Origin of the sequence: Streptomyces aureocirculatus (assembly GCF_000720475.1) — a bacterium.
GTDB lineage: Bacteria > Actinomycetota > Actinomycetes > Streptomycetales > Streptomycetaceae > Streptomyces > Streptomyces aureocirculatus.
In genome coordinates this window covers 1-26,294 of sequence record NZ_JOAP01000055.1, presented here as the reverse complement: position 1 = coordinate 26,294, position 26,294 = coordinate 1, and the positions used below count along the sequence as shown (strand labels likewise).

At 73.8% G+C, this 26,294-nt stretch carries 24 protein-coding genes, 1 pseudogene and 1 riboswitch; of the genes and pseudogenes, 12 read left to right on the top strand and 13 right to left on the bottom strand.

The features are described 5' to 3' along the window. Positions 1–47: 47 nt before the first annotated feature. A pseudogene (locus IG78_RS0135295) lies at positions 48–1,535 on the bottom strand (cobalamin biosynthesis protein); the annotation flags it as partial. A 157-nt stretch (positions 1,536–1,692) separates the two neighbouring features. Here IG78_RS0135295 and IG78_RS0135290 point away from each other — a divergent pair. Then, positions 1,693–2,424, top strand: a complete 732-nt coding sequence (locus IG78_RS0135290; RefSeq protein ID WP_030571713.1) for a ZIP family metal transporter — start codon at positions 1,693–1,695, stop codon at positions 2,422–2,424. 29 nt (positions 2,425–2,453) lie between these two features. Here IG78_RS0135290 and IG78_RS0135285 read toward each other — a convergent pair whose 3' ends face one another. From IG78_RS0135285 to IG78_RS0135265, 5 genes are all read right to left on the bottom strand, one after another. After that, positions 2,454–3,839, bottom strand: coding sequence for a cobyrinic acid a,c-diamide synthase CobB (locus tag IG78_RS0135285; RefSeq protein ID WP_030571710.1), 1,386 nt, complete (start codon positions 3,837–3,839; stop codon positions 2,454–2,456). Then, a complete protein-coding gene (cobO, locus tag IG78_RS0135280; protein WP_030571707.1) occupies positions 3,833–4,441 on the bottom strand; it encodes a cob(I)yrinic acid a,c-diamide adenosyltransferase in 609 nt (202 codons plus the stop codon). The genes IG78_RS0135285 and cobO overlap by 7 nt, the downstream gene beginning before the upstream one ends. Beyond that, entirely contained in the window at positions 4,441–6,594 is a 2,154-nt protein-coding gene (locus IG78_RS0135275) for a putative cobaltochelatase (protein ID WP_051853240.1), read from the bottom strand. The genes cobO and IG78_RS0135275 overlap by 1 nt, the downstream gene beginning before the upstream one ends. A 132-nt stretch (positions 6,595–6,726) precedes the next feature. After that, on the bottom strand, positions 6,727–8,235 hold the full coding sequence (locus IG78_RS0135270; protein ID WP_030571701.1) for a cobyric acid synthase: 1,509 nt from the start codon (positions 8,233–8,235) through the stop codon (positions 6,727–6,729). Then, the gene (locus tag IG78_RS0135265; protein WP_051853238.1) at positions 8,232–9,251 is read right to left on the bottom strand and encodes a cobalamin biosynthesis protein; all 1,020 of its coding nucleotides are present in this window, start codon (positions 9,249–9,251) and stop codon (positions 8,232–8,234) included. The genes IG78_RS0135270 and IG78_RS0135265 overlap by 4 nt, the downstream gene beginning before the upstream one ends. 124 nt (positions 9,252–9,375) lie before the next feature. Further along, a riboswitch (cobalamin riboswitch) is annotated at positions 9,376–9,522 on the bottom strand. A gap of 115 nt (positions 9,523–9,637) precedes the next feature. Here IG78_RS0135265 and IG78_RS0135260 point away from each other — a divergent pair. After that, positions 9,638–9,904, top strand: a complete 267-nt coding sequence (locus tag IG78_RS0135260; protein ID WP_078965711.1) for a DUF397 domain-containing protein — start codon at positions 9,638–9,640, stop codon at positions 9,902–9,904. 257 nt (positions 9,905–10,161) lie between these two features. On the opposite strand, the gene IG78_RS49710 is transcribed toward IG78_RS0135260, so the two are convergent. The 4 genes from IG78_RS49710 to IG78_RS0135240 form a co-directional block, all read right to left on the bottom strand. After that, positions 10,162–10,539, bottom strand: coding sequence for a hypothetical protein (locus tag IG78_RS49710; RefSeq protein WP_157855988.1), 378 nt, complete (start codon positions 10,537–10,539; stop codon positions 10,162–10,164). A 250-nt stretch (positions 10,540–10,789) separates the two neighbouring features. Beyond that, on the bottom strand, positions 10,790–11,647 hold the full coding sequence (locus IG78_RS0135250) for a helix-turn-helix domain-containing protein (protein WP_030571689.1): 858 nt from the start codon (positions 11,645–11,647) through the stop codon (positions 10,790–10,792). Between the two features lie 286 nt (positions 11,648–11,933). Beyond that, the gene (locus IG78_RS0135245) at positions 11,934–12,170 is read right to left on the bottom strand and encodes a hypothetical protein (RefSeq protein ID WP_030571686.1); all 237 of its coding nucleotides are present in this window, start codon (positions 12,168–12,170) and stop codon (positions 11,934–11,936) included. A gap of 12 nt (positions 12,171–12,182) precedes the next feature. After that, positions 12,183–13,469: an inorganic phosphate transporter gene (locus tag IG78_RS0135240; RefSeq protein ID WP_030571683.1), complete on the bottom strand. Its 1,287-nt coding sequence runs from the start codon at positions 13,467–13,469 to the stop codon at positions 12,183–12,185. Between the two features lie 346 nt (positions 13,470–13,815). Between IG78_RS0135240 and IG78_RS0135235 the strand changes: the two genes are divergently transcribed. The 3 genes from IG78_RS0135235 to IG78_RS0135225 all read left to right on the top strand — a co-directional run bounded on the left by IG78_RS0135235 (position 13,816) and on the right by IG78_RS0135225 (position 17,618). Continuing rightward, the gene (locus tag IG78_RS0135235) at positions 13,816–14,496 is read left to right on the top strand and encodes a class II aldolase/adducin family protein (RefSeq protein WP_030571680.1); all 681 of its coding nucleotides are present in this window, start codon (positions 13,816–13,818) and stop codon (positions 14,494–14,496) included. 199 nt (positions 14,497–14,695) lie between these two features. Further along, positions 14,696–15,835, top strand: a complete 1,140-nt coding sequence (locus tag IG78_RS0135230; protein WP_030571676.1) for an alpha/beta hydrolase family protein — start codon at positions 14,696–14,698, stop codon at positions 15,833–15,835. Positions 15,836–15,956: 121 nt separating this feature from the next. After that, positions 15,957–17,618 (top strand): hypothetical protein, encoded by a 1,662-nt coding sequence (locus IG78_RS0135225; RefSeq protein WP_263972740.1) that lies wholly within the window; start codon positions 15,957–15,959, stop codon positions 17,616–17,618. Positions 17,619–17,677: 59 nt separating this feature from the next. Here the strand turns inward: IG78_RS0135225 and IG78_RS0135220 are convergent, their stop codons facing one another. Further along, positions 17,678–18,094 carry a VOC family protein gene (locus tag IG78_RS0135220; RefSeq protein WP_030571672.1) on the bottom strand — a complete coding sequence of 139 codons (417 nt, stop codon included), beginning with the start codon at positions 18,092–18,094 and terminating at the stop codon, positions 17,678–17,680. Between the two features lie 125 nt (positions 18,095–18,219). Next, positions 18,220–19,107, bottom strand: coding sequence for a KPN_02809 family neutral zinc metallopeptidase (ypfJ, locus tag IG78_RS0135215; protein WP_030571669.1), 888 nt, complete (start codon positions 19,105–19,107; stop codon positions 18,220–18,222). 292 nt (positions 19,108–19,399) lie between these two features. On the opposite strand from ypfJ, the gene IG78_RS51850 reads away from it, so the two are divergent. The 4 genes from IG78_RS51850 to IG78_RS0135195 all read left to right on the top strand — a co-directional run bounded on the left by IG78_RS51850 (position 19,400) and on the right by IG78_RS0135195 (position 23,887). Continuing rightward, complete coding sequence (locus IG78_RS51850) at positions 19,400–20,497, top strand: outer membrane protein assembly factor BamB family protein (RefSeq protein WP_225882277.1); 1,098 nt, start codon at positions 19,400–19,402, stop codon at positions 20,495–20,497. 166 nt (positions 20,498–20,663) lie between these two features. Next, positions 20,664–22,262, top strand: coding sequence for an ABC-F family ATP-binding cassette domain-containing protein (locus IG78_RS0135205; protein WP_030571663.1), 1,599 nt, complete (start codon positions 20,664–20,666; stop codon positions 22,260–22,262). 377 nt (positions 22,263–22,639) lie between these two features. After that, positions 22,640–22,861, top strand: coding sequence for a helix-turn-helix domain-containing protein (locus IG78_RS0135200; protein ID WP_030571659.1), 222 nt, complete (start codon positions 22,640–22,642; stop codon positions 22,859–22,861). A gap of 186 nt (positions 22,862–23,047) precedes the next feature. Next, a complete protein-coding gene (locus IG78_RS0135195) occupies positions 23,048–23,887 on the top strand; it encodes an enoyl-CoA hydratase/isomerase family protein (protein WP_030571656.1) in 840 nt (279 codons plus the stop codon). A gap of 154 nt (positions 23,888–24,041) precedes the next feature. Here IG78_RS0135195 and IG78_RS0135190 read toward each other — a convergent pair whose 3' ends face one another. Continuing rightward, the gene (locus IG78_RS0135190; protein ID WP_030571653.1) at positions 24,042–24,935 is read right to left on the bottom strand and encodes a hypothetical protein; all 894 of its coding nucleotides are present in this window, start codon (positions 24,933–24,935) and stop codon (positions 24,042–24,044) included. A 92-nt stretch (positions 24,936–25,027) separates the two neighbouring features. On the opposite strand from IG78_RS0135190, the gene IG78_RS0135185 reads away from it, so the two are divergent. From IG78_RS0135185 to IG78_RS0135175, 3 genes are all read left to right on the top strand, one after another. After that, positions 25,028–25,516 carry an Asp23/Gls24 family envelope stress response protein gene (locus IG78_RS0135185; RefSeq protein ID WP_030571650.1) on the top strand — a complete coding sequence of 163 codons (489 nt, stop codon included), beginning with the start codon at positions 25,028–25,030 and terminating at the stop codon, positions 25,514–25,516. Positions 25,517–25,584: 68 nt separating this feature from the next. After that, entirely contained in the window at positions 25,585–25,770 is a 186-nt protein-coding gene (locus IG78_RS0135180) for a hypothetical protein (protein ID WP_030571647.1), read from the top strand. 3 nt (positions 25,771–25,773) lie between these two features. Beyond that, positions 25,774–26,130, top strand: coding sequence for an Asp23/Gls24 family envelope stress response protein (locus IG78_RS0135175; RefSeq protein ID WP_030571644.1), 357 nt, complete (start codon positions 25,774–25,776; stop codon positions 26,128–26,130). Positions 26,131–26,294 lie beyond the last annotated feature (164 nt).

Genomic DNA, 26,294 nt, shown 5'->3' with positions numbered 1-26,294 from the left:
TGCTCCCATATCGTGCTCGTCTTCGTTCTCGTACGCGTACGTGGTCGTCACTGGTGCTCCTCGGGACGAGGGGGCGGGCGGTGGCCGCCGGGCGGCGTCACCATGCGGCCCGCCACCGTCCGGGTCACGGAGTTGCCGACGATCACCACGGCCGTGCGGTCCACGTCGTCCGGATCGAGCGCGGCCAGGGTCGTCAGGCGCACGCTTTCGTCGGGGCGCACCCTCGCGTCGGGGTGCGCGGCATCGCGTACGACGCCCACGGGGGTGGTCGGCGCGCGGTGTTCGGCAAGGAGCCGCAGAGCCATCGGCAGCCGCTGCCCGACGTCGCCCGGGACGTCACCGGGGCGTCCGGCACCGGAGGCGTACGGGGCGTGGAACGTCACCACCAGGTCCACCTCCGCCGCCGCCCGCACCCGGCGCTCCACGAGCTCCCACGGTGTGTGCGCGTCGGACCAGGCGATCGCGACGTGGTCGGCGCCGAGAGGAGCGCCGAGCAGCGCCGCGGCGGCGGCCGCGGCCGTCACCCCGGGCACGCCGACGACGTCGATGCCGTCCCCGGCGTCGGTGAGCGCGGGCGACGCCAGCGCGTGTCCGGCGTGCCCACCGGTGTCTCCCGGTTCGACGAGGGCGACGGCCCGCCCCGCCCGGGCCTCGGCCACGGCCGTGCGGACCCGCTCCTCCTCGGCGCCGGGGCCCGACGCGACGACCCGTGTACCCGGCCGCAGCAGGTCCCTGATCCGCTCGACGTACCCGTCGAGGCCCACCAGCACCCCGGCCCGCCGCAGTTCGTCCAGGGCGCGGGGCGTGAGCAGGTCCCGGTCGCCGGGGCCGAGGCCCACGACGGCGAGGCGCCCCCGCGCGGGCCGCCGCACCACGGCGCACGTGGCGCGCGCGGGCCCGCCGTCGGGGCGCTCCGACTTCCGCTTGGGCACGAGGAGTTCACCGCCGCCGCGCAGCGCCGCGGCCTCGGCGACCGATGGCGTCCCCACGGCGGTGAGCGGCGCCCGCGAGGGGTGGGGCACCTCCACGTCCGCCAACTCCTCGGCGGGGTACGTCACCAGCGGCACCCCGAGGCGCGCCGCAGCCCCGGCCACCCCGGCTTCGTCCCGCTTGCCCGCGACGGTGGCCAACTCCCGCACGCACAGGGCGGAGAGCCCCGCGGCCCGCAGCGAATCCCGTACGAGTTCGAGGACCTCGTCGACGGGCGCGCCGCTGCCCGCGCCGACGCCCACGACCAGGGAGGGCGGCCGGAGCGTGACCTCGCGCAGCGACGGCGTGCAGGTGCGGTCGGAGATCCGCACGGTCGCCAGGACCGGCCGTGGTCCTTCGCCGGATGCGGCGAGGGGAGTGACGTTGGGCGGCAGGGCGGGCAGCGGCCACGCAAGCTCCGCGTCCAGTGCCACGGGCTCCCCGCCGAGGATGGCCCGGGTCACCCCGGCGATGTCGCCCTCCACGGGGAACCCCAGCGTGTCGAACCCGGCGTCGCCGAATGCCGCCCTGCCGGTGGGCGCGACTTCGGCCATGGGGAGTACCTGATGTCTCTTGAGCGTGGCGGACAGCGGAACAGCGGACAACCGCCGAGAATAGATCGGGCACCGGGGGAGCGGTGCGGCCGGGGCCGGGCGAGTGGCTCACGGGGCCCGCGGGCGGGTGCGCGGTGCACGGACGGGATCAATCCGCTAGCAAGGGCGCATGGCGGTGTTCGTGGCACTCGGCGCGTTCCTGATGACCCTCGTCGGCGGCTGGACCGCGGGGCGGGTCACCGACCGGCGCCATCTGGTCCTGGGCCTCGCGGGTGGCCTGATGCTCGGTGTGGTCGGCCTCGACCTGCTCCCGGAGGCCCTCGACGCGGCCGGCGGGCCGGTCTTCGGTGTGCCCGCGGCGCTGCTGCTCGTCGTCGCGGGCTTTCTCTTCGCCCATGTGGTGGAACGGCTCCTCGCGCTGCGGCGGGCGGCGCACGGCGGGGCGGAGGCAGCAGGCGACCGGGTGCCGCAGGTGGGCCTGACGGCCGCCGCGGCGATGGTCGGCCACAGCGTGATGGACGGTGTCGCCATCGGCGCCGCCTTCCAGATCGGCGGCGGCATGGGCGCCGCGGTGGCGCTCGCCGTCATCGCCCACGACTTCGCGGACGGCTTCAACACGTACACGATCACCCGCCTTTACGGGAACGCGCGCCGCAAGGCCGTCCTGATGCTCCTCGCGGACGCCGTGGCCCCCGTCGTGGGCGCGGCGACCACGCTGGCCTTCACCATTCCCGAGCCGCTGCTCGGCGGCTATCTCGGCTTCTTCGGCGGCGCCCTGCTCTACCTCGCCGCCGCCGAGATCCTGCCCGAGGCGCACCACGACCACCCGGCGCGCTCGACGCTGCTGTGCACGGTGGCGGGCGCGGCGTTCATCTGGCTGGTGGTGGGCCTCGCCGAGTGAGCGGGCCGGGGCTGCGGGCGGCACACCGCTCACGCCGCGCACCGGGCCACGAACCGGCGGGCGACCCCGGGCTCGGCGGCCCAGTGGGTGTGCAGATAGCTGGCGTGCACCCCCCGCTCCACGAACCCCTCGACGCGCCGCTCCGGGGTGTGCATGCCCCAGGCGGGCACCGCCCCCGCGCCCGGCTCCACGACCGTGCGGTGGAACTCGTGCCCGCGCAGCCGGGTGCCCGCGGCCGCGAGCACGCTGTCCGACACGGCGACGGCCTCGCGGTAGCCGAGGGTCAGCCGCTCCGACATCCGGGCCCGCGCGTCCAGGACCCCGCACATCGGCTTGCCGTCGAGCTCCCGCGCCAGATACAGCAGCCCCGCGCACTCGGCGGCCACCGGGCGCCCGCTCGCGGCGAGGTCGGCCACGGCCTTGCGCAGCGGCTCGTTGGCGGACAGCTCCGGCGCGTACATCTCGGGGAACCCGCCGCCGATGACGAGGCCACGGGTGCCGGGCGGCAGCTCCTCGTCGTGCAGCGGGTCGAAGGGCACGACGTCGGCGCCCGCCGCGGTCAGGAGCTCGGCGTGTTCCGCGTACGAGAAGGTGAACGCGGCCCCGCCCGCGAGGGCCACGACGGGCGCCGCACCGGGCACCGGGGACGCGGCCCCCGTGGCGGTGGGCAGCCCCGCGGCGGAGGTCACGGCCTCGTGGGGGTCCCAGGCCGCCCCCGGAAGCTCCGGCGCGCTGCGGGCGAGGGCGAGCAGCGCGTCCATGTCGCAGCCCTGCCGCACCTGTTCGGCGGACGCTGCCACGGACTCCAGGGCCGCCGCGCCCCGCTCGGCCACCGGCACCAGACCCAGGTGCCGGGAGGGGGCCCGCACCTGCGGGGCCCGGCGCAGCGCGCCGAGCACCGGCACCCCGGAGGATCCGAGCGCGTCCCGGAGCAGCTCCTCGTGGCGCTGCGACCCCACCTTGTTCAGAATCACCCCGCCCATCCGGACCTCGGGGTCCCAGGACGCGAAGCCGTGCACGAGCGCCGCCACCGACCGCGACTGCGACGACGCGTCGACGACCAGGACCACGGGGGCCCGAAGGAGCTTCGCCACATGCGCCGTGGACGCGAGCTCGCCCTGCCCGGAGGCCCCGTCGTACAGGCCCATCACGCCTTCCACGACGGCGAGGTCGCACCCGCGCGCGCCGTGTGCGAACAGCGGCGCGACCAGGCCGGGCCCGCACATGAAGGCGTCCAGGTTCCGCCCGGGACGCCCGGTGGCGAGGGCGTGGTACCCGGGATCGATGTAGTCGGGGCCGACCTTGTGCGGGGACACGGCGAGCCCGGCCGCGGCGAAGGCGGCCATCAGACCGGTCGCGACCGTCGTCTTCCCGCTTCCGGACGACGGCGCCGCGACGACGAGACGTGCTACCACTCGATGCCCCGCTGCCCCTTCTGGCCCGCGTCCATCGGGTGCTTGACCTTGGACATGTCGGTGACGAGGTCGGCGAACTCCACCAACTGCTCCGGGGCGTTGCGCCCGGTGATCACCACATGCTGCGTACCCGGCCGGTCACGAAGCACCGAGACGACCTCCTCGACGTCGATCCAGCCCCAGTGCAGGGGGTAGGCGAACTCGTCGAGGACGTAAAGCCGGTAACGCTCCGCCGCGAGGTCCCGCTTGACCTGCTCCCAACCCTCACGGGCCTTGTCCTCGTTGGTCAACTCGCCCTCGGCGGGGGCGCGCTGGATCCACGACCAGCCCTCACCCATCTTGTGCCAGTCGACGGTGCCGCCCTGCTCGCTGGCACCGAGCACCCGCAGCGCGTTCTCCTCGCCGACCTTCCACTTCGCCGACTTCACGAACTGGAACACCCCGATCGGCCAGCCCTGGTTCCAGGCGCGCAGCGCGAGCCCGAACGCGGCCGTCGACTTGCCCTTGCCGATCCCCGTGTGGACGAACACCAGCGGGCGGTTGCGCCGCTGTCGCGTCGTCAGGCCGTCCTTCGGCACCACACTCGGCTGTCCCTGAGGCATCAGGCAACCCTCCTCTTCGCGCCGCGGGCACGGTGCCCGCCCTGTACACCGGCCGCACCAAGGGTGCCGCCCCGAACATCCTTGACGAGTCCGGCGATCGAGTCCGCCCGCAGTTCGTCGAGGGTCACCGCACTCCCGCCGAGCTCCCCGGCCAACTGCCCGGCGAGCCCGAGCCGCACCGGACCCGACTCGCAGTCCACGACGACCGAGGCATGTCCCTCGGCCGCGAAGAGCCGGGCGGCACGTCCCGCCCGCACCAGCGGCTCGACGCCGCCCGTCGCCCGCCCGTCGGTCACCACGACCACGAGGGCGCGCCGGGCGGGGTCCCGCAGCCGCTCGATCCGCAGTACGTCGTGCGCCCGCAGCAGGCCGGTCGCCAGCGGGGTGCGGCCGCCCGTCGGCAGCGACTCCAGGCGCACCGCGGCGGCGTCGACCGACGACGTCGGTGGCAGCGCCACCTCCGCCGCCGTCCCACGGAACGTCACCAGACCCACCTTGTCCCGCCGCTGGTAGGCGTCGAGAAGGAGCGAGAGCACCGCGCCCTTCACGGCGGTCATCCGCTGCCGCGCCGCCATCGAGCCGGACGCGTCCACGACGAAGAGCACGAGGTTGCCCTCGCGCCCCTCCCGGGTCGCCTGCCGCAGATCGTCCCTGCGCACCACGAGCCCACGCCCGGACCGCCCGCGTGCCCGCTGGTGCGGCGCCGCGGCCTGCACGGTCGCCGCCAGGTGCAGCTTCGTGAGGGCGCCGCGGGGCCGCCGCGCCCCCGTCGTCCTGCCGTGCTCGGTACGGGCCCGCGACCGCCGGCCCGCCGCGCCCTCGCCGAGCCCGGGCACGCTCAGGACCTTCGTGCGGAAGGGCTCTCCGGCGCGTACGGGCTGCTGCTCAGGGGCGGCGGCACGCTGGGGCTCGGGCTGCGGCTGCCGGTCGTCGGGGGACTCGGCGGGGTCGGTGGCGTCCCGGGCCTCGGGGGAATCGGGGGCCTCAGAAGTATCAGGGGCCTCAGGGGTCTCGGTGGTGCCGTCGCCGCCGGGGCGCTCGGGGCCGGGGTCCCGCGGGGGCTGCCCGCCACCGCCGTCCGGGCCGCCGTCGGGGCCGCCGTCCGGGTCCGGGTCGTCCTCGGGGCCCGTACCGGGGTCGTCGTCGCCGAACTCCTCAAGCGTCTCGTCGAGCTTGTCCTCGTCGAGGCCCGGCGCGTCGAAGGGGTTCCGGCGCCGCCGGTGCGGCAGCGCGAGCAGCGCCGCCTGCCGCACGTCGTCGGCGAGGACGTCCGCGCGCCCCGCCCACGCGGCGAGGGCGGTCGCCGTCCGCGCCATCACGATGTCGGCACGCATGCCGTCCACCTCGAAGGCCGCGCAGGTCGCCGCGATCTGGCGCAGCGCGCCGTCGCCGAGCCGCACCTTCGGCAGCAGCGCCCGGGCGGCGACGACACGCTCCCGCACCTCGGCCTCGTCCTCGGCCCAGCGCGCGGCGAACGCGTCCGGGTCGTCGTCGTACGCGAGCCTGCGCCGCACCACCTCCACGCGCTGGTCGGGCTCGCGTGAGGCGGCGACCTCGACGGTGAGCCCGAACCGGTCGAGCAACTGCGGCCGCAGCTCGCCCTCTTCGGGGTTCATCGTGCCCACCAGCAGGAACCGCGCCGCGTGCCGCACGGACACGCCCTCGCGCTCCACGTAACTGGCGCCCATGGCCGCCGCGTCGAGCAGCAGGTCGACCAGGTGGTCGTGGAGGAGGTTCACCTCGTCCACGTACAGGATCCCGCGGTGCGCGTCCGCGAGCAGCCCCGGCTCGAAGGCCTTCACACCGTCGGCCAGCGCCCGCTCGATGTCCAGGGCGCCCACCAGGCGGTCCTCGGAGGCACCCACGGGCAGCTCCACCATGCGTGCGGGCCGCGCCGTGCCGGTACCCGCCTCGTGCGGCCCGTCGGGGCACCCCGGGTCGGGTGCGCCCGGCGCGCACGAGAACCGGCAGTTGGGCACGACGTCCACCGCGGGCAGCAGCGCCGCGAGGGCACGCACGGCGGTGGACTTCGCGGTGCCCTTCTCGCCGCGCACCAGGACGCCGCCGACGGCGGGGGAGACGGCGTTGAGCAGCAGGGCGAGGCGCAGGTCGTCCTGGCCGACGAGGGCGGTGAAGGGGTACGGGGTGCTCACGCGGTGACCTCCTGAGTGTGCTGCGGTGACCGCTCGGCGCGCCCGGTGTTCGCGGACGTGGCCGAAGGCCGTGGGACGGGGTGGGGGTGCGGATCGACGGGGGTCACGGGCAGGGGTGGTGCGGTGGGGTGGTCACGACGGTGCTCCCGGTGGGACGAAGGGCAACCCGGCGGGCGCGCCGGACTCGATCAGGCGCAGCAGCGCCGCGGTGTCCGCGTGCTCCTCGACGAGGTCGCCGAGCAGATCGAGCTGCTGCTCGCGCAGCGCCTCGAAGCAGGTGTCGGGGGCGGGTACGAAGCGGCGGCCCGCGGCGCGGGCGACCTCGGTGAGGAAGCGGTGCCGGAACGCGTCGCACTCCAGCGAGCCGTGCCAGTGCGTGCCCCACACCGCGCCGACCCGGCACCCGTCCAGGAACGACTCACCGCCGAGGACGTCGGCGACGCCGTGGTGGATCTCGTACCCCTCGACGGGTGCGCCGAGCGCCTCACCGACGGGGCGCGCGAGGGTCTTCTCCCGCCGGAAGGTGACGCGTACGGGCAGCAGCCCGAGCCCGTCGACGGACCCGGCGCGCGACTCCACGTCGTCCTCGATGTGTTCGCCGAGCAACTGGAAGCCGCCGCAGATGCCGAGGACGGGGCGACCCTCGGCGGCCCTGCGGGCCAGCGCGTCCGCGAGGCCGCGCTCGCGCAGCCACCGCAGGGCGCCCACGGTGCCGCGGGTGCCGGGTACGACGACGAGGTCGGCGTCGACGAGCTCCTCGGCGCGGTCCACGAACCGCACGACGACGCCCGGTTCGGCGGCGAGCGCGTCGACGTCGGTGAAGTTGGACATCAGCGGTACGGCGCACACGGCGACGCGCAGCACGTCATCGCCGAGCGGCGGCGCCACGACGGACTCACGTACCGCACCGCGCAGCGACACCCGCAGGCCGTCCTCCTCGTCGATGCCGAGCCCGTGCCGGAACGGCAGCACACCGAACGTGGGCCGCCCGGTCAGGCCCCGCAGCATGTCGAGACCGGGTTCGAGCAGCGACACGTCACCGCGGAACTTGTTCACGAGGAAACCGGCGACGAGTTCCTGGTCGGCGGGCGCCAGCAGCGCCACGGTGCCGAAGAAGGACGCGAAGACGCCACCGCGGTCGATGTCGCCGACCACGACCACGGGGAAGCGCGCGGCGCGCGCGATGCCCATGTTCACGATGTCGGTGCGCCGCAGATTGATCTCGGCGGGGCTGCCCGCGCCTTCACAGATCACGGCGTCATAGGTGCCCCGAAGCTGTTCCAGGCATCCCACGACGGTGTCGAGCAGCGCCTGTTGCCGCCCGCCGTGGTAGCCGCGTGCGCTCATCTCGCCGACGGGCTTGCCCATGAGCACGACCTGGCTGGAGCGGTCGCTGCCAGGCTTGAGCAGCACGGGGTTCATCAGCGCCGAGGGCTCGACGCGCGCGGCCTGCGCCTGCATGGCCTGCGCCCGGCCGATCTCGGCGCCCTCGCGGGTGACGAAGGAGTTGAGCGACATGTTCTGCGCCTTGAACGGCGCGACGGAGATCCCCTTGCGCGTCAGCCACCGGCAGATGCCCGCGGTCACGACGCTCTTGCCCGCGTCGGAGGTGGTCCCCGCGACGAGCAGCCCTCCACTCATGTACGACCTCCGCGGCCCGGCAGCGCTGTGGCGGTCCCCGGCGCCGGGTGCCGCCGGGCCACTCGTGTGCCCCGGGCGGCCGTGCGGGCGCCCCGGGCGAGGTCGGCGGCCACGGCGACGCCGAGGGCGAGCAGACAGACCCGCCGGGACAGACGCACGGCCCGCTCGATGTCCGTCACGGCGACGGGACGCCCGCCGCCGTTCAGGACCGGCCGGTGCTCGACCCGTCCCGCATACGAGAGCGTCCCCCCGAGCCGTACGCCCAACGCCCCCGCGAAGGAGGCCTCCACGACACCCGCGTTGGGGCTCGGGTGGTGCGCGGCGTCGTCCCGCCAGGCCCGCGCCGCCGCGCCGGGGGAGCCGCCCGCGGCCACCGCCAGCACGCCGGTGAGCCGGGCGCCGGGCCAGCCGAGGACGTCGTCGAGGCGGGCGGAGGCCCAGCCGTAACGGCGGTGCCTGGGCGACTTGTGCCCGACCATGGCGTCGAGCGTGTTGACCGCGCGGAACCCGAGCAGCCCCGGCACGCCCGCGACGGCGCCCCACACCAGCGCTCCCACCACGGCGTCCGAGGTGTTCTCGGCGACGGACTCCACGACGGCACGGGCGATCCCGTCCGCGTCCAGGGCCTCGGGGTCGCGCCCGCACAGGTGCGGCAGCCGCTCCCGCGCCACGTCGATGTCACCGGCGGCCAGGGCGCCCGCGACGGCACGTGCCTCCCGGCCGAGCGAGGTCCCGCCGACGACGGCCCAGGTCGCGGCGGCCGTCAGCCCCACGGATGCGGCACGGGAGCGGCGTACGGCGAAGGAAGCGAGCGCACCGGCGCCCGCCGCGCCCCCGGCGCACACCACCGTGTGCAGCGCGCCCCAGCCGCGGTGGTCGCGCCACAGCACGCGTTCGACGGCCGCTGCCGCGCGCCCGAACGCGGCGACCGGGTGGCCGCGGCGGGGGTCGCCGAGCAACAGGTCACCGAGGAGACCCGCGGCGGCGCCGTACGCGAAGTCGCGATCGGCACGCACGGCTCAGCCCGCCGCTGCGTGCGGCGGTACGGTCGACGGCACCCGCAGGGGCAGGGGAAAGGGAACCGGCAACGGGCGCCCGCGCATGACGACATGTCCTCACTCAGGGTGTCCGCGCCCTGGTTCGACGAGACCGGCGGTGAGAGTTCCTGGCTCCCGGAGACCGCGTTCGGTCACCCGGTGACAGTGGCGGGACCGCGCCGGATTCGCACCGGCTTCCTCTCCTGCCGCCGTAAATTGGCTTCGGCAGTTCACCACGGCCCGCGACGCCCGTCAACTCGCTGTTGACCTGCGGTGGGAGAGTGTGCGGAGCTCCACACGGGGCCCGCGGGCCGGGGGGCCGGTTTGAGGCTAGGCATGCCTGTAAGCCCTCCGTACGCTTGCAGATGTCAGGCTCTCGCGCGGGCAAGTCAGGCTCTCGCGCGGGCAAGAGGGCAGGGGGCGGTGTGGCCGACGAGTACATACCGGCGGAGCGGTGGTTCAAGAGCAGTTACACGGCCACGGGCGGTGAGTGCGTGGAAGTGGCCCGCCCTGACGGGGCGATGTGGGTGCGTGACTCGAATCACCGCGACGAAGGACACATGAGCGTGACGCCGTGGGCGTGGCACGCGTTTGTCAGGGCGGTCGCCTCGGGGAGTGTCGGGGTGGAGTGAGCAGTCCCAGCGCGTGCACGGAAGGCTGGAGACCATGGAGGTCGAGAGCAAGCGGTTGCCGCTGAACAGGCACGCGCCGCACCCCGCCGGGCGCCTCGTCCTCGTGACGTACTGCGTGCTCTGCGGCGCCGTCGCCACACTCGCGGGCGCTGTCGCCTCCCTCCTCGTCGAGGGCCTGCCCGTCCGGCTCGCGATCTGGCTCGCGACCTCCGCGGCCGTGGCGACGGGGGCCGGGATCCTGTGGGGTCGCGCGCCGCTCATCCCGCGCCCGCCCGTGGCGCCGGGCCGTCCGCGGCGGCCCCCTCCGCCGGAGGGCCCGGCTCGTCCGTAGGCCCGGTCCGGGGACGCCCACGCCGCAGCGTCCGCACCAACCACCCCACACCACCGATGAGCAAGCCGCAGATTCCCGCCACGGCGGTGACGAAGTGCCAAGGATCGATGTCGTACTGCGCGACGACCCCCTTGGCGATGATCGCGGCCGGGACCAGCGCCGCGAGGACCGCGACGAGGCACACCGAGACGCAGCCCGCCTTCGCCAGGAAGCTGAGGGTCTGCTGTTCCTGGGAGTGCAGGCTGCGGCGGTGCTCGCTGTCGAGAAGGCGGTCGAGTTCGCGCGCGAAGGCGGGATCCTTCATGCCTTCCCGGATGAGGTCGTGCACCTGCGACGGAGCGGGATCCGGGGCGGCGGGCGCGCTGCCGTCCTGGGGGTCTCCCGAGGGATCGGTCGCGCCCGGCCCGCCGGCTGCCGTCCGGCAGGCGGGAGGTGTGTCTCCGGACGTGTCGGTGGACTGCGTGGCCGTCAGGTGACCCAACAGCCACCGTGCCAACGTGACGACCGGCATCGCGCCAGCCCTCCCCTCGTCCCGGAGCCATCGGCTCCAGGGGTCAGCCTGCGAAGCCTTCCCTGACCTCATGGATGAGGTCGATCGCGCGGCTGTCGCTGTAGGCGATCTGCCGCAACTGTTCGAAGCAGTCCTGGAAGTTTGCGACCAGCTCGTAGTCGTCCCGGGTGGCGATGACGGACTGGGCGCTCTCCAGGTAGATCAGGTCGTCGTCGTCCTTGAAGCCGAGCAGGACGAACGCCCTTTGCGTGCTCAAGAGTGAGCCTGCGGTGAAGGGCAGGACCTGGAGCGTGCAGTGGGGACGCTCGGCGACATCGATGAGCCGCTGGAGCTGGGCGCGCATCGCCGCGGGGCTCCCGATCTGCCGGCGCAGCGCCGACTCGTCGATCACGAAGTGGAGTTCGTCGATGCCGCTGTCCTCGAACACCCGCTCCTGCCGGGCCGTGCGGAACTCCACGAGACGGCGGCGTGTACCGGCGTCACTGATGTCCGGAAGAGCCAGGGCGTCCGCATACTCCTCGGTGTGCAGGAGGCCGGGGATGACGATGGGGTGGTAGGTACGCAGTGAGGCCGCGGCCGCCTCGAAGGGCAGGTACTCGGTGAAGCGGGGGTTGGCCACGTCCGCCCACTGCATCCACCACGACTGCCCCTTGGAGCCGCGGGCCGCGTCCACCAGCTCGGCGACGGTCTCCTCGGCCTCCACGCCGTACTGCCGCAGCAGCGCCCGCAGATCGGTCACCGAGACACTGACCGTGCCCTTCTCGATGCGGTTCAGCTTCGACAGTGACCATTCGAGGGCGGAGGCCGCCTCGCCCTGGGTCTGCTCCGCGTCCTCACGGGCCTTGCGCAGGGCGATGCGGAGTTTGCGGCGGCTCAGGCTCGGGTCCAGTTCGCTGGGCATGGGGCTCCTTCACGAAGACCAGGAGTCGACCTCGCCACACAGCCGTACGGATGACAGCGTTACGCAAGTATGCCTAACGAAGGCTGTCTCTCCGCCGTGGAGCGCAGCGCAGCCGCTCTGTCTGACATATGTGGGACCGACCCTAGCATGCTGCGGCTACCCATTATGACACATGTCTAATCGAACGAGAGCGAGCCGCCGTCCGGCAAGAGGAACGAAGAAGCCCCGGGGCGGCCGTGACGGCCGCCCCGGGGCTTCGGGGCTTCGGGAGTGTGGTGCGCGAGGGTCAGGCGACGATCAGATAGATGCCGTACGCCACCGCCGCGGCGCACAGCGCGAAGCACGCGTACGCCCCGACCTGCGTCGGCAGCGTGGCGGTGCCGCCGCCGGTGGCCCGGGCCTCGCGGGCCTGCTCCTGCTTGGAGAGGCCGATGACGCCGAGGGTGAACAGGCCCACGAGGGCGACGGTCACCAGGAGGCTGACTCCGAACACGGAGGCGAGGGCTGCCCAGTCGATCTTCATGCTGCTTCTTCCTCAGACCGTGGCGGGCCGGGCGGGATCCGCCACGGCCGTGGCGGACGCGGACGAGTGCGACACAGGGACGTCGGCCGAGAACGGCACGGTGTCCTTTGTGATCGCGAGGGAGGGACCCGCCGGGGGCGGCGAGACGGCCGCGATGGCGGTGGTCACGACGCCCGCGGGAGCGGCGGGCGTGCCGATCTCGTCGTCGGTGACGTTCGTGTGGTCGACCGGCTGGCGGCGCGACAGGACCCAGATGACGGCGGAGCCGCCGATGAGCAGCGCGGCCGTGGTGGCGATGCCCCACGCGCCCTGCTTGGTGAGCAGCTCGGCGCCCGCGCCGACCAGACCGGCGGCCGGCAGCGTCAGACCCCACGCCACGAACATCCGCGTCGCCGTGGACCAGCGGACCACACCGCCCTTGCGGCCGAGGCCCGCGCCCATCACGGCGCCGGAGCAGACCTGGGTGGTGGAGAGCGAGAAACCGATGTGCGAGGAGGCCAGGATGGCCGTCGCGGCGGACGTCTGCGCCGCGAAACCCTGCTTCGGGGCCAGCTCGGTGAGGCCCTTGCCCATGGTGCGGATGATGCGCCAGCCGCCCAGGTAGGTGCCGAGCGCGATGGCGAGACCGGCCGAGACGATGACCCACATGGGCGGGTTGGCGCCCGGGTTGAGCACACCGCCGGTGATCAGAGCCAGCGTGATGATGCCCATGGTCTTCTGCGCGTCGTTCGTGCCGTGGGCGAGCGAGACGAGACCCGCGGAGGCGATCTGGCCCGCGCGGAAGCCCTTGGCGGTGGACTTCTCGTCGGCGCGGCTGCTGATCCGGTACGTCAGGCGGGTCGCGAGCGTCGCGGCGATACCTGCGACGAGCGGGGCCGCGAGGGCGGGCAGCAGCACCTTGGTGACGACCGTGCCGCCGTTGACCGAGGACCAGCCCATGGACATCACGGCGGCACCGATGAGGCCGCCGAACAGGGCGTGCGAGGAGCTGGACGGCAGGCCGAGCAGCCAGGTCAGGAGATTCCAGAGGATCGCGCCCACCAGGGCCGCGAATATCACTTCGGTCTTCAGACCGTCCTCGTTGATGATGCCGCCGGAGATCGTCTTGGCGACTTCGACGGAGAGGAACGCTCCGACGAGGTTCAGCACGGCGGACATGGCCACCGCCGTCTTGGGCTTGAGAGCGCCGGTCGAGATGGTCGTAGCCATCGCGTTGGCTGTGTCGTGGAAACCGTTCGTGAAATCAAACACGAGAGCGGTGACGATCACGATCCCGAGGAGAAGCGTGATGTGTTCCATTTACCCAGGCTTCTGTTGGACGTCAGTGGCAAGTGGAACGTAAGCAAACTGAGTGAACGGAAAGTGAACTGGGTCGGGCCGTGCGGTGACCCATGGTTGCTTGTGGCCACGCGCCATTTTTCCGGCTCGCCCCGGCCCGGACGCCGCGGACTCGCCGCGGGCCCGCCGCAGGCCCGGAATTCCGCCGTCCGGGGGGCTTGTACGAGGTTCGCGCACCGGTTCGGTGACGTGCCCGCCGGCCTCCCGAGCCGGGTGCGGAAACCGGGAGGAGATACTGATCACGTGTCCCGGTCTGCCGCCCGCACGCGGTCTGCCCGCCCCTCCGGCCCTCTGGCAGGATCACCGCATGACTGAGCAGCGGCACACCGACGCGGGCCCGGGAAGCGTGGCGGTCACACGGGCCTGGGACGAGCTCGTCGCGACCGCCCGCAGGACCGTGACGGACGGCCTCGTCGTCGGGACCTCGGGAAACGTCTCCGTACGGGTGGGCGACACGGTCCTCGTCACACCGAGCGGCGTCGCCTACGACAAGCTGACGCCCGCGGACGTCCTCGGCGTCGGCCTGGACGGCGAACGGCTCTTCGGCACCCTCGCCCCGACCAGCGAACTGCCCATGCACCTGGCGATCTACCGGGCCACGGACGCCCGCGCCGTCGTCCACACCCACGCCGTGCACGCCACCGCGGTCTCCACCCTCGTACCGGAGCTCCCCGCCGTGCACTACATGACCGCCGCCCTCGGCGGCACCGTCCGCGTCGCCCCCTACGCGCTGTACGGCACGGACGAATTGGCCGAGAACATGCTGCACGCCCTGCGCGACCGCAATGCCTGCCTGCTGCAGAACCACGGAACGGTCGTCCACGGGGACACACTCGCCCAGGCCTTCGACCGCACCGCCCAACTGGAGTGGATGTGCCGCCTGTGGCTCACGGCCACCTCGGTCCCCGGCCACACGCCGAACATCCTGTCCGCGGCCCAGGTACGGGAGACGGGGGAGAAGCTGAAGGGGTACGGGCAGCGAAGCTGAAGGGGCGCCGGCAGCGGGGCTGAAGGGAGCGCCGGCAGCGGGGCTGGAGCGACACGGCAGCGGGGCTGGAGGGACACGGCAGCGGAGCTGGAGGGACACGGCAGCGGAGCTGACCCGACCGACCCGTCGGGTGCCGGGAATGCACTCTCGCGCGGTACGCCCACTGGCAGCGCCCCCCGACCGCGCGGACACTGGGTCCGTGCGCCCAGCCAAAGCGACGGCCACCGCAGCCGTCACCACCGTCACCGCCGTCCTAGGCGCCACCGCCCTGGCCGTCGCGGCGGGCCGCTACGCCAGTGACGCCGCCCTGAAGGCCCCCGCGGGCCGGCCCCTGCCGACCGAACCACGGCTCACCGTGCACGCCACGGCCGCGGGGCAGGTCACCCTCACCCGGGCCCTGGCCTCCCTGCGCCCCGGCCGCTACGGCCTGGGCGGCAACGGCTGTCACGCCGTGGTCGGCCCGGTCGTCGACGCCGCCCCGCACGGGGCCGACTCGGTCGTACGCCGCCTCGAACGCGTCACCCACGGCACCCTGGAGCCCGGCGACCGGGTCTGGCTCACGCCACAGGTGCACATCGGCGACCCGCACGCCGCGCTCGGCCTCGACCACGCCGACGTCGACATCCCGGGCGAACTCGGTCCGCTGCCCGCCTGGTTCGTGCCCGGCACCCGCGACACCTGGGTGATCACCGTGCACGGCCTCGGCACCACGCGCGAGCACCCGATGGTCGTCATGGGCTTCCTGCACCACCAGCAGCTCCCGGTGCTCTCCCTCGGCTACCGCGGCGACCTGGGCGCGCCCCGCTCACCGGACGGCCTCGGCCACCTCGGCGAGACCGAGTGGCGCGACCTCGACGCCGCCATCCGCTACGCCGTGCGGCACGGTGCCCGCGACGTCGTCCTGTACGGCTGGTCCACCGGCGCCACGATGGCCCTGCACGCCGCCGCCCACTCCGGGCTGCGCGACCGCGTCAGCGGGCTGATCCTGGACTCGCCGGTGCTCGACTGGGAGACCACGCTGCGCGCTCTCGCCACCGCCCGGCGCACCCCGGGGCCCCTGCTGCCGCTGGCCGTGCGCGCCGCGCAGGGCCGCACCGGCCTGCGCGGGGGCAGGATCGCGGAAGCCGCCGACCCCCGCGCCCTGAGGGTGCCGACCCTCATCCTGCACGGCCCCGGCGATGCCGTGGCCCCCTGGTCGCTGTCCCGTCGACTGGCTGGAAAGCGACCCGACCTCGTCACTCTGCACACCGTTCCGGATGCGCCCCACGGCGCCATGTGGAACGCCGACCCCGCACGGTACGAAGAGGCCCTGCGGCGCTTCCTCACCCCCCTGATGTAGCCGCTGTGAGCCCTTCGGTGCCCCGATGCCGGGCGGTGTGCGGCCCTCGCCCCGGCTCCGCGCGAGAGCGCCGCCGGGATTCCGTTTGGGTTTTCGGACCGTCAACAGGAAGACTGCTCCCGTGACGTCCCGTATCCCGCGCGACTCCCGGCTCCACCTCGTCCGCACACCGTCCTCGAAGGCCGAAAGGCGACCGGAGGCGGAGCGCGGCCGAAGCCGCAGCCCCCTCGGCGCCCCCGGCGCGGTGACCCAGCGCCGTTCGCGCCGGCCCGCGCCCCCGCCGCCGGAGGGCACGCCCGCGCCCGCCGAGCTGGCCCGGATGGCACGCGCGGGCCTGGCGGACGCGGTGCGCGTCGCCCGCTGGGCCGACCGCGCCCTGCGCCCCGGCACCGGCCCGCTGCGCGGCGTCGCAGGCGGCTCCGGCAAAGGCGCCGGTGGTGAGAACACCTCCGGTGGAGGCGCCGGTGGCGAGAACGGCTCCGGCCAAGGCACCGGCGGAGAGAACGCCTCCGGCCAAGGCACCGGCGGAGAGAACGCCTCCGGCCAAGGCACCGGTGGGGAGAACGGCTCCGGCAGGGCGGTCGGCGCGCTGTCCGACGCCGCCGCCGAACGCGCGGCCGCCGAACTGGGCGTGACGGTCCACCAGCTCCGCGCCGACTGGGACACCGCACGCCTGGCCGGACTCGTCGAGGTGCACGGTGCCGTCGCCCGGCCCGGCTGGCGGCTGCGCGCCTGGGACCGCGACGACGCCGCCGTGCTGCGCGGCTGGGTCGCCCTGTTCGACGCCTGGTCGCTCGTCCACCCGGCCCCCGTCGAACTGCCGCCCGCCACCGTCGCGGAGACCGTCGAGGCCGCCCCCCAGCTCCTCTCCTTCCTGCAGCTCTCCGCGGGCCCCGTGCCCGTGCCCCAGCTCCTCGACCTCCTGGACCAGCGCGTCCGCGAACTGCGCACCGAACGCTGCGAGATCCCGTACGACCCGCAAGCGGTCCCCGAGCCCCGGACACCCGACACCGCCGTCCCACCCGGCGCGGACCCCGGCGCGGACCACGCCGATGCCACGCCCCCGCTGCCCGCCCTGCTCGACTGGGCCCTGCGCTCCCTGGCCGCCGTCGGCGCCCTGACCTGTGACGACGGTCAGGCGACGCTCACCCCGCTGGGCAGTTGGGCGGTGTGGGTCAAGCTGGAGCAGATCTGTGTCGCCGCGCAGAGCCCCGCCGGGCACATCGAGCAGTCCGCCGAGGACATGCTGCGCGGCTGCGCCCGGCTGCGGCCCAACGCGGCCCGCTCCGAATACCGCGCCTGGCTCGCCGCCAGGGACGCGGGCAGCGCCATCACCGAACTCCTCGACGCCGCCCGCGGCGAGGACGCCCTGCTGCGCGGCCTCGCCTTCGAGGCCCTGCGGGTCGTCGGCGCCCCGGCCGAACCGGACGTGCGCGCCGTCGTGGACGAGACCTCGCTGCGGCCCTACGCCCTGCTGTGGCTCGCCGAGCACGAGGGCACCGACCCCGAGGACGTCCATCTCGTCCTCACCCGTGAGGAGTCCACCTGGCTGTGGGTCGACACCGCGGCCGCCGTCGCCGACCACGGCGAGGCCGAACTCCTCGTACGGCACCTGGACTCGGCGCCGCAGCCCACCGTGCCCGCACTCATCGACGAGGTGCGCACCGTCGGGCATCCGCGGACCGTGCAGGTGCTCGTGGCGCTCGCCGCGGCCCACCCCGACCCGGCGCTCGCCAAGGCCGTGCGCCGCGCCGCGTTCCAGGTGCACACCGGCGGCGTGTGACACCGGGCGGGGGGTGACGCAGGGCGGGGTGTGACGCCGACCGGCGGGTCGGCTCCCGGCTATCTCCCGGTTATGTCCGGGGCGTACGTACCGAAGCTCCAGATGTTGCCCTCCAGGTCCCGCGCCATGTAGTCACGGGAGCCGTAGTCCTGGTCCGTCGGGGGCATCACGATGTCCACGCCGTGCTCCACGGCACGCTGGTGGTGGGCGTCGACGTCGGCCACGACCAGATACGCCGCCGAGGGGCCCGCCTCCTCCATGATCTCGGAGAAGAGACCGCCGCGGCCCTTCGAACCGAGCATCACCGCGCCGTTGCCGTACGTGAGTTCGGCGTGCAGGATCTTGCCGTCCTCGCTCTCGTACACACTCGTCTCCGTGAAGCCGAAGGCCTCCGTGAGCTGCTTGATCGCGGCCTTGGCGTCCGCGTACAGCAGCGTCGGGAAGATGCTCGGACGCACCCTGGCGGTGTCCGCCATCCCGCTCACCCCTTCGTTCCTTCGTTTCTTCGTCCTTCGAACCGCTTGAACGTGACCTGCCCCACAAGTCTTGCACCGGGGTGTGACAACGACCCACCGTGCCCGCCTCGGCCGCGGCCCGGCCCTCAGCGGAAGGTGTCGCACTGCGCCATGTCGCCCGTACGAAGGCCCTGGCGGAACCAGTTCTGGCGCTGCTCGGCGGAGCCGTGCGTCCAGGACTCGGGGGTCACACGGCCCTGGAAGCGCTCCTGGATCCGGTCGTCGCCCACCGCGGCCGCCGCGTCCATGCCATCGCGGATGTCGGCCTCCGTGAGCCGGGTGACCAGCGGTCTGCCCGACTCGTCGGGCGTGCGCGTGGCGTGGTGCGCCCACACGCCCGCGTAGCAGTCGGCCTGGAGCTCGACCCGTACGGCGTTGCTGTTGCGGCCGGTACGCCCGTCCTGCGACCGGCCGAGCGTGCCCATCAGGTGCTGCACATGGTGCCCGTACTCGTGCGCCACGACGTACGCCTGCGCGAACGGGCCGCCGCTGGAGCCGAACTTGGTCCGCAGCTCGTCGAAGAACCCGAGGTCCAGATAGACCTTCCGGTCGCCGGGGCAGTAGAAGGGGCCGACCGCCGACGACGCGGCGCCGCAGGCGGTGCCGACCCGGGCGCTGTAGAACACGGTCGGCGCGGCCGTGTACCGGCCCTGGCGGCGCGGGAACTCCTGCCGCCAGTAGTCCTGGACGCTGTTCACGACCGCCACCGTGCGGCAGTCGTCTCGGGCGTTCGCGTCCTTGCCGGTACGGCAGCTCCGCTGGACCTCGGCGAGCGAGGACGACTGCGCAGTGGGCTCCTCGTCGCCGTCGGTCAGGCCGAGCTGGTCGGGGCCGACGCCGAAGAAGAGACCGAGCAGCAGCGCGATCAGGCCCGCGACGCCGCCGCCCACGGTCGCCTTGCCGCCGGGGATGCGGCTGCCGCGGACGTCCTGGACCTCCGAGGTGTCCAGGTTCGCGTCGTCGTCGAACTGCATGGGCGTACCACCTCCGCCTCCCGTGCGAGAGCCGCCGTCCCGCGCGCGGGCGGGCTGCCTCACCTGCGGGACGACGCTCCGCCGCCCTGCGCCGGACGCCCGGCCACCTCATCCTTCTACGCCACCCGCAGCCCGGCTCCGGACGGAGGTCCGAACGGGGGACGCCGCCGCCCGCCGCCCGCCGTGTCGCGCCCGCCCCGGGCCCCGCCCCCCGCGTCCGCGGCTACGCTCTGCGCCTGATCCGGCGGCCAGGGGTACCGGTGCCGCCGCCGGAGGGAGCGAAGGGGCGCCCATGACCGCTGGCCGGACCGACACCACCGGCACCCCGCAGCGACCCGGCCCCCGGGCCCCCACCGACCCGCTCCACCACACCACCCGCCCCCCGAACGTCCCGACGGCCCGCCCTGCCGACCACCCCGCGACGCGGCTCCCAGCCCACCCCGACCCGAAAGCCGAAGCCGGGGCGGCCCCCGAAGCCCCCACAGTCGGGACAGGCTCCGAAGCCCTCGCATCCGGGGCGGATTCCGAAGCCCCCGCAGTTGGGACAGGCCCCGAAGCCCTCGTAGCCGAGGTGGACCCCGAAGCCCCCGAAGCCGGGGCAATCCCGACAGCCCTCGCAGCCGGGGCAGTCCCTACAGTCCCCGCTGCCCCCACAGCCCCCACCGAAGCGACAGCCGAAGCCCGGCGCCCGCGCCGTCTGCTGTTCCTCGGGTCGGTCCTCGCCCTCGCCCTCCCGCTCCTCGCCGCCGCACACCACTCACGGCAGACGGCGCCCTACGGAGACCGCCTCACCGTCCACGCGCGCGTGGACGACGGTGCCGCCGCCCCGCCGACGGCGCTGCGGACGCGGGGCGGAGCCGTCGAGGCGTACGACGTGGAGAGCGGCCGGGCGCGGTGGACGTACGCGCGGGAGGGGCGGCGCGCTCTGCGCTCCATGGCGGCCCCGGGGCACGCCCTCGCGCTCTGGAGCGACGGTCTCGTCACGGACACCGCGTCCGGCGGAGTGCGCTGGCACCGGGCCGTTCCGGCCACCGCCCGCTGGCTCGGCACCGCGCGGGCGCGCGGCGGCGCGGGGGTGCTGCGGCCGCTGGACCGCGAAGGCCGCATGCTGGCCGTCGTCACCCCGCACCGCGTCGCCGCCTACCGCACGGCCGACGGAGACCTGCGCTGGACGCTGCCCGCGCGCGAGGGATGCGTCTTCGAGCCCGCCCGCTCCCTGTGGCGCGACGGCGCGCTCCTGATCGCCCAGCCCTGCCGTCCCTCGACGAGGGCGTGGACGGCGGAGCTGACCGCCGTGGACGACCTCGGCCGGATCACGCCGCACCGCACGCCCCTCGGCAACGATCCACCGGGCGCGCCCGCGGACCGGACGGCGGACCGGGCCCGCTGACCGCCGCCGGAAAAGCGGTTGCGCGGCACCGTTAGAATTGGCCCATGGCCATTCTCCTCCTGCATTAGACGGCTGAGCGGCGCGCTACCGCGCGGCATCGCATCGTGCATCGTCCTTGCATCCCTGCATATCTCCCGCCGTCCGTACCCTGTCCAGGAGTCTGACCGTGATCACCGCCTCCGGTATCGAGCTGCGCGCCGGCGCCCGCATCCTCATCGAGAACGCCTCGTTCCGCATCGCCAAGGGCGACCGCATCGGCCTCGTCGGCCGCAACGGCGCGGGCAAGACGACGCTCACCAAGTGCCTGGCGGGCCAGGGCACCCCGGCGGCGGGCACGATCAGCCGCTCCGGAGACGTCGGCTATCTCCCGCAGGACCCGCGCACCGGCGACCTCGACGTGCTCGCCCGCGACCGCATCCTGTCCGCGCGCGGACTCGACGTACTGATCCGCAAGATGCGCGAGAACGAACAGCGCATCGCGAGCGGCCAGGGCTCCACGCGCGACAAGGCCATGAAGCAGTACGAGCGCCAGGAGACGGAGTTCCTGACCAAGGGCGGGTACGCGGCCGAGGCCGAGGCCGCCACCATCGCCGCCGCCCTGAACCTCCCCGACCGTGTGCTCGGCCAGCCCCTGCACACGCTCTCCGGCGGACAGCGCCGCCGCATCGAGCTGGCCCGCATCCTGTTCTCGGACGCCGACACCCTCCTGCTCGACGAGCCGACGAACCACCTCGACGCCGACTCCATCGTCTGGCTGCGCGACTACCTGAAGACGTACCGGGGCGGTTTCATCGTCATCTCCCACGACGTCGACCTGGTCGAGACGGTCGTCAACAAGGTCTTCTACCTGGACGCCAACCGCTCCGCGATCGACGTCTACAACATGGGCTGGAAGCTCTACCAGCAGCAGCGCGAGTCCGACGAGAAGCGCCGCAAGCGCGAGCGCCAGAACGCCGAGAAGAAGGCCGCCGCCCTGCACTCGCAGGCCGACAAGATGCGCGCCAAGGCCACCAAGACCGTCGCCGCGCAGAACATGGCGCGCCGCGCCGACAAGCTCCTCGCCGGTCTTGAGGAGGTGCGCCAGTCCGACAAGGTCGCCAAGCTGCGCTTCCCCGAGCCGTCGCCGTGCGGCAAGACGCCGCTCATGGCCGAGGGCCTGTCGAAGTCGTACGGCTCCCTTGAGATCTTCACCGACGTCGACCTCGCCATCGACAAGGGCTCGCGCGTCGTCATCCTCGGCCTCAACGGCGCGGGCAAGACCACCCTCCTACGGCTCCTCGGCGGCGCCGAGAAGCCCGACACCGGCCAGGTCATCGAGGGCCACGGCCTCAAGCTCGGCTACTACGCCCAGGAGCACGAGACGCTCGACCCGGACCGCACGGTCCTGGAGAACATGCGCTCGGCCGCCCCCGACCTCGATCTCGTCGAGGTGCGCAAGACGCTCGGTTCGTTCCTCTTCTCCGGGGACGACGTCGACAAGCCCGCCGGTGTGCTCTCCGGCGGGGAGAAGACCCGGCTCGCCCTCGCGACGCTCGTCGTCTCCTCCGCCAACGTGCTGCTCCTCGACGAGCCCACCAACAACCTCGACCCGGCGAGCCGCGAGGAGATCCTCGGCGCCCTTCGCACCTACAAGGGCGCCGTCGTCCTCGTCACCCACGACGAGGGCGCCGTCGAGGCGCTGCAGCCGGAGCGGATCATTCTGCTTCCGGACGGGGTCGAGGACCTGTGGGGCCAGGACTACGCCGACCTGGTCGCCCTGGCCTGACGGGCCCCCGGGGTGCCCTGGGAGTGGCGTCCAGTTCGCTTGATCGAATGACTGATCCACTGCCTATGGATCATTCGGCCGATCCGTGATCCTTCATCTGTGTGAGACGTCCTCGTACCGAGGTGTGCGATACACGCATTTCGGTGCCCGTTGGTCCCGGCAGTCCCGTGTTTCCCCGCACGTCGCTGACCTGCCGGTTCCTCGGGAAACTCATTCGGCTGCACGGATCACAACGTGCGGAATCGTTAATTCCACTCGTGTCGTCCGCTGAATGTGCGGCGAATCAAGTCGCACGGACCTTGCCGAATGGGTGGCCAGGAGGCTCGGTAGGGGTGATCATGAGAAGTCCAGAGCGCACTTCCCACGAGGAGGCACGGGTGGCCGAGACTCTGAAGAAGGGCAGCCGGGTTACCGGCGCCGCGCGCGACAAGCTCGCGGCAGACCTGAAGAAGAAGTACGACGGTGGAGCGAGCATCCGGGCGCTGGCCGAAGAGACCGGCCGGAGCTACGGGTTCGTGCACCGCATGCTCAGTGAGTCCGGAGTCACGCTGCGGGGACGTGGCGGGGCGACGCGAGGCAAGAGGGCCGCTACCGGCTGACCTGCTTCTCGCGGCCGTCCGGCTCCGGTGGGCCGGTGTGCCACCCGGTCGATCGTCTGATCGGCCGGGTGGTTACTGTGCAGTCACTTGTGGGCGCGGCATCGCGCCCACAGCGCGCGCCGACACGCGTCCGCACGGGCGCAGGTGGGCGTGCGTCCACCTGACTGCACCCATCCGGAGGCACTGATGGCTTCGTCCGACAGCGGTTCGCCCACGCGTGCTCCCAGCGGAGCGGCACCGGGCGCGGCAACGGTCCTCGACCGTGACGGCGTACGCCTCACGGTCGACGATGCCGTGGCCACGGTCACGCTGACCAACCCGGCCAAGCGCAACGCCCAGTTTCCCGCGCTGTGGCGGGCGTTGACGGAGGCCGGCCGGGCGCTGCCCGGAAGCGTCCGCGTGGTGCTGCTGCGCGGGGAGGGCAAGTCCTTCTCCGCGGGCCTCGACCGGCAGGCGTTCACGCCCGAGGGCTTCGACGGCGAGCCGTCCTTCCTGGACCTCGCGCGCGGCGATGACGACGCCCTCGACGCGACCATCGCCGAGTACCAGGAGGCGTTCACCTGGTGGCGGCGCGGTGACCTCGTGTCCATCGCCGCCGTCCAGGGCCATGCGATCGGTGCCGGGTTCCAGCTCGCCCTCGCCTGCGATCTGCGGGTCGCCGCGGACGACGCGCAGTTCGCCATGCGCGAGACCAGCCTCGGCCTGGTGCCCGACCTCACCGGCACGCACCCGCTCGTCTCCCTGGTCGGGTACGCGCGCGCCCTGGAGATCTGCGCCACCGGCCGCCTCGTGCAGGCCGCCGAGGCCGAGCGCATCGGCCTCGCCAACCTCGTCGTGCCCGGCGACCAGCTCGACGCCGCCGCCCAGGACCTGGCCGGGGCCCTGCTCGCCGCCCCGCGCGACGCGGTGATCGAGACCAAGGCCCTGCTGCAGGGCGTGGCGGGGCGCTCGTACGAGGACCAGCGCCACGCCGAACGCGCCGCACAGGCCCGCAGGCTCCGGGACCTGGCGGGCCTCGGCGACTGAATCCCTGCGGGCGCGGCTGCTCGCTCGGCGGGACACCCGGGGGCGGCTTCCGCTCGCGCGGCGGGGTGACTCCCGCCGGCGCGGCGGGGGCGGGCTTCCGGGCGGCCCCGCCCCCCTGCGGGCGCGGGCTGCCCGGTGGCTCCTGTTCTCGCCGTCAGCTCGACTTCGCCTGCGGCCGTTCCAGGGACGTGATCAGTACCGCGACCGTCGGGTGGTCCGGCAAGGCTTCGGTGACGGCCGTGCGGACCGCGCGGGCCACGTCCAGGGTGCGATGATCGGTGTCCGCCGCCAGTTCCACGCGGACATGGCGGCGCGGCAGCGCGTGCGGCGCCGACTGCTCCGTGACATGGACGGCGCGGCCAAGCCCGCCGAGGGTGCCCGCCATACGGGTCACGCCCGGCACCGCGAGGCAGGCCCGCGTCACGCGCCCCTCGTCGGAGTCGGGGGCGGACGCCAGGCCCTCGGGATCGCCGAGCGAGGGCACGGCTTCGCCAGGGAGCGCGTCCTCGCCGGAGGTACCCGCGGTGAGCGTGGCGGCGGGTTCATCCGTGAGCGGCGTGGGCGGCTTGGGCGGCGTGGACGGCGTGGGAGGGGCGCCCGGTCGCGTGGCCGGTGCCCCGGCATCCTCGGCGGACGGCTCGGACAACCCCGTCACCCGTAGGTCCACCTCCGCCACCTCAAGGCCCAGCCGTTCCACGGCGGCCGTGCCCAGGGCCGTGCGCAGTCGGGCGGCGACGGCGGGCAGCGGCTCGTCCGTGCCCGCCGTGAAGTCCGCGCTGATCCGCAGCGGCCCGGGCGGCAGCGCGCTCGGCGGTGCCGGTACCGCGGCGACGTACCCCTTCGCGGGAGCCCGCCCGTCCGCAGACCCGGCCGGGCCCACGCGCAGCCCGGTCACCCGCGCGCCCGCCACCCGCTCGGCCGGGCCGAGCAGCGCCACCCGCGCCGCCGACTCCGTGAGCCACGCACCGTCACCCGCTCCGCCCAGCGGCAGCACCCGGCCGAGGCCCAACTGGCGCCGCACCGCAGAGGTCCATAGGTCACCCGTCATGGCTCAAGACTGCCCCATCCCGGGCGCGCGAGTACGAGGCCGCGCTTAATGTGGAGGAAAGAGCAGATCCCCTGCTGAAAAGGACCAACGCGATGACCGACACCGGAGAGCGCACGACGTCCCAGACGCTCACGAAGGAGTCGCCCGGCCAGGACGCCGAGCAGGGTGGCACGGCGCGACGCGGCGGGGGAGACCCCGCGACGCGCGGGCGGACCAGCATCGCGGACGGGGTCGTGGAGAAGATCGCGGGGCTCGCCGCGCGGGACGTGGACGGCGTCCACGCCATGGGCGGCGGGCTCGCCCGGACCTTCGGGGCCGTGCGGGACCGGGTGCCCGGCAGTTCCAAGTCCGTCACGCGCGGCGTGAAGGTCGAGGTCGGCGAGGTACAGACGGCCCTCGACCTGGAGATCGTCGTCGAGTACGGCGTCCCGATCGCCGACGTCGCCCAGGACGTACGGGAGAACGTCGTCACGGCGGTCGAACGCATGACGGGCCTTGAGGTCGTCGAGGTGAACATCGCCGTGAGCGACGTGAAGCTGCCGGACGACGAGGACGACGAGCAGCCTTCGCGGCTCCAGTAACGGGTACGGCAAGGGCAGACGTCGGCAGACGGCAAGGGCAGGCAACGGCAGCAACGAAGGAGCGCACGATGAGCTATGCCGTGATCGGCATGATCGCCGGTATGGCCCTCGGCTTCGCCGGGTACTTCGGCGGATTCGGGGCCTTCCTGCTGGTGGCCGCCCTCGGCGCCATCGGCTTCGTGGCGGGGCGGTTCCTGGAGGGGGACCTGGAACCCGGCGACTTCTTCCGTACGCGCGGCGACCGGCGGCGGTGAGCGGTGGCGGCCGAGGTCGTGGGACAGGTCGCGCCCGGCGAGCGCGGCGCGACCCGGATCGCCGACCGCGTCGTCGCGAAGATCGCGGCCCGCGCGGCACGTGAGGCGCTGCCCGCGCTGCCCGCCGAGGCGGCCCCGCCGCATGCGACGGTGGGCGTCCGGCACAACAGCGCGCGGGTGCGCGTCAGCCTCGAACTGGACTACCCCAGCGACATCGGCCGCCAGTGCGGTGCCGTGCGTCGCCAAGTCGCCGAGCGGGTAAGGGCGTTGGCGGGCATGGAAGTGCCCGAGGTGGCGGTCCAGGTCGAACGGCTGCACTCGGCGCAGGCACGGGCCGCGGCGCAGGGGAGGATCCGATGAGCGAGCCCCGGCAGACCGACGCGACCGATCAGACCGAGACGGTACCGGTCACCGAGAACGCCCCCGCCCCCGACTCCGCCCCCGACTCCGCCCCCGACTCCGGCCCCGGCTTCGGCTTCGGCTCCGCCCCCGACTCCGGCTCCGCCCCCGACCCCGGCTTCGGT

Coding starts and splice junctions, on each gene's coding strand:
- IG78_RS0135290 (WP_030571713.1), top strand. CDS start 1,693: ATGGCGGTGTTCGTGGCACTCGGCGCGTTCCTGATGACCCTCGTCGGC.
- cobO (WP_030571707.1), bottom strand. CDS start 4,441: ATGCCTCAGGGACAGCCGAGTGTGGTGCCGAAGGACGGCCTGACGACG.
- IG78_RS0135270 (WP_030571701.1), bottom strand. CDS start 8,235: ATGAGTGGAGGGCTGCTCGTCGCGGGGACCACCTCCGACGCGGGCAAG.
- IG78_RS0135260 (WP_078965711.1), top strand. CDS start 9,638: ATGTCAGGCTCTCGCGCGGGCAAGTCAGGCTCTCGCGCGGGCAAGAGG.
- IG78_RS49710 (WP_157855988.1), bottom strand. CDS start 10,539: ATGAAGGATCCCGCCTTCGCGCGCGAACTCGACCGCCTTCTCGACAGC.
- IG78_RS0135250 (WP_030571689.1), bottom strand. CDS start 11,647: ATGCCCAGCGAACTGGACCCGAGCCTGAGCCGCCGCAAACTCCGCATC.
- IG78_RS0135245 (WP_030571686.1), bottom strand. CDS start 12,170: ATGAAGATCGACTGGGCAGCCCTCGCCTCCGTGTTCGGAGTCAGCCTC.
- IG78_RS0135240 (WP_030571683.1), bottom strand. CDS start 13,469: ATGGAACACATCACGCTTCTCCTCGGGATCGTGATCGTCACCGCTCTC.
- IG78_RS0135235 (WP_030571680.1), top strand. CDS start 13,816: ATGACTGAGCAGCGGCACACCGACGCGGGCCCGGGAAGCGTGGCGGTC.
- IG78_RS0135220 (WP_030571672.1), bottom strand. CDS start 18,094: ATGGCGGACACCGCCAGGGTGCGTCCGAGCATCTTCCCGACGCTGCTG.
- ypfJ (WP_030571669.1), bottom strand. CDS start 19,107: ATGCAGTTCGACGACGACGCGAACCTGGACACCTCGGAGGTCCAGGAC.
- IG78_RS51850 (WP_225882277.1), top strand. CDS start 19,400: ATGACCGCTGGCCGGACCGACACCACCGGCACCCCGCAGCGACCCGGC.
- IG78_RS0135195 (WP_030571656.1), top strand. CDS start 23,048: ATGGCTTCGTCCGACAGCGGTTCGCCCACGCGTGCTCCCAGCGGAGCG.
- IG78_RS0135190 (WP_030571653.1), bottom strand. CDS start 24,935: ATGACGGGTGACCTATGGACCTCTGCGGTGCGGCGCCAGTTGGGCCTC.
- IG78_RS0135185 (WP_030571650.1), top strand. CDS start 25,028: ATGACCGACACCGGAGAGCGCACGACGTCCCAGACGCTCACGAAGGAG.
- IG78_RS0135180 (WP_030571647.1), top strand. CDS start 25,585: ATGAGCTATGCCGTGATCGGCATGATCGCCGGTATGGCCCTCGGCTTC.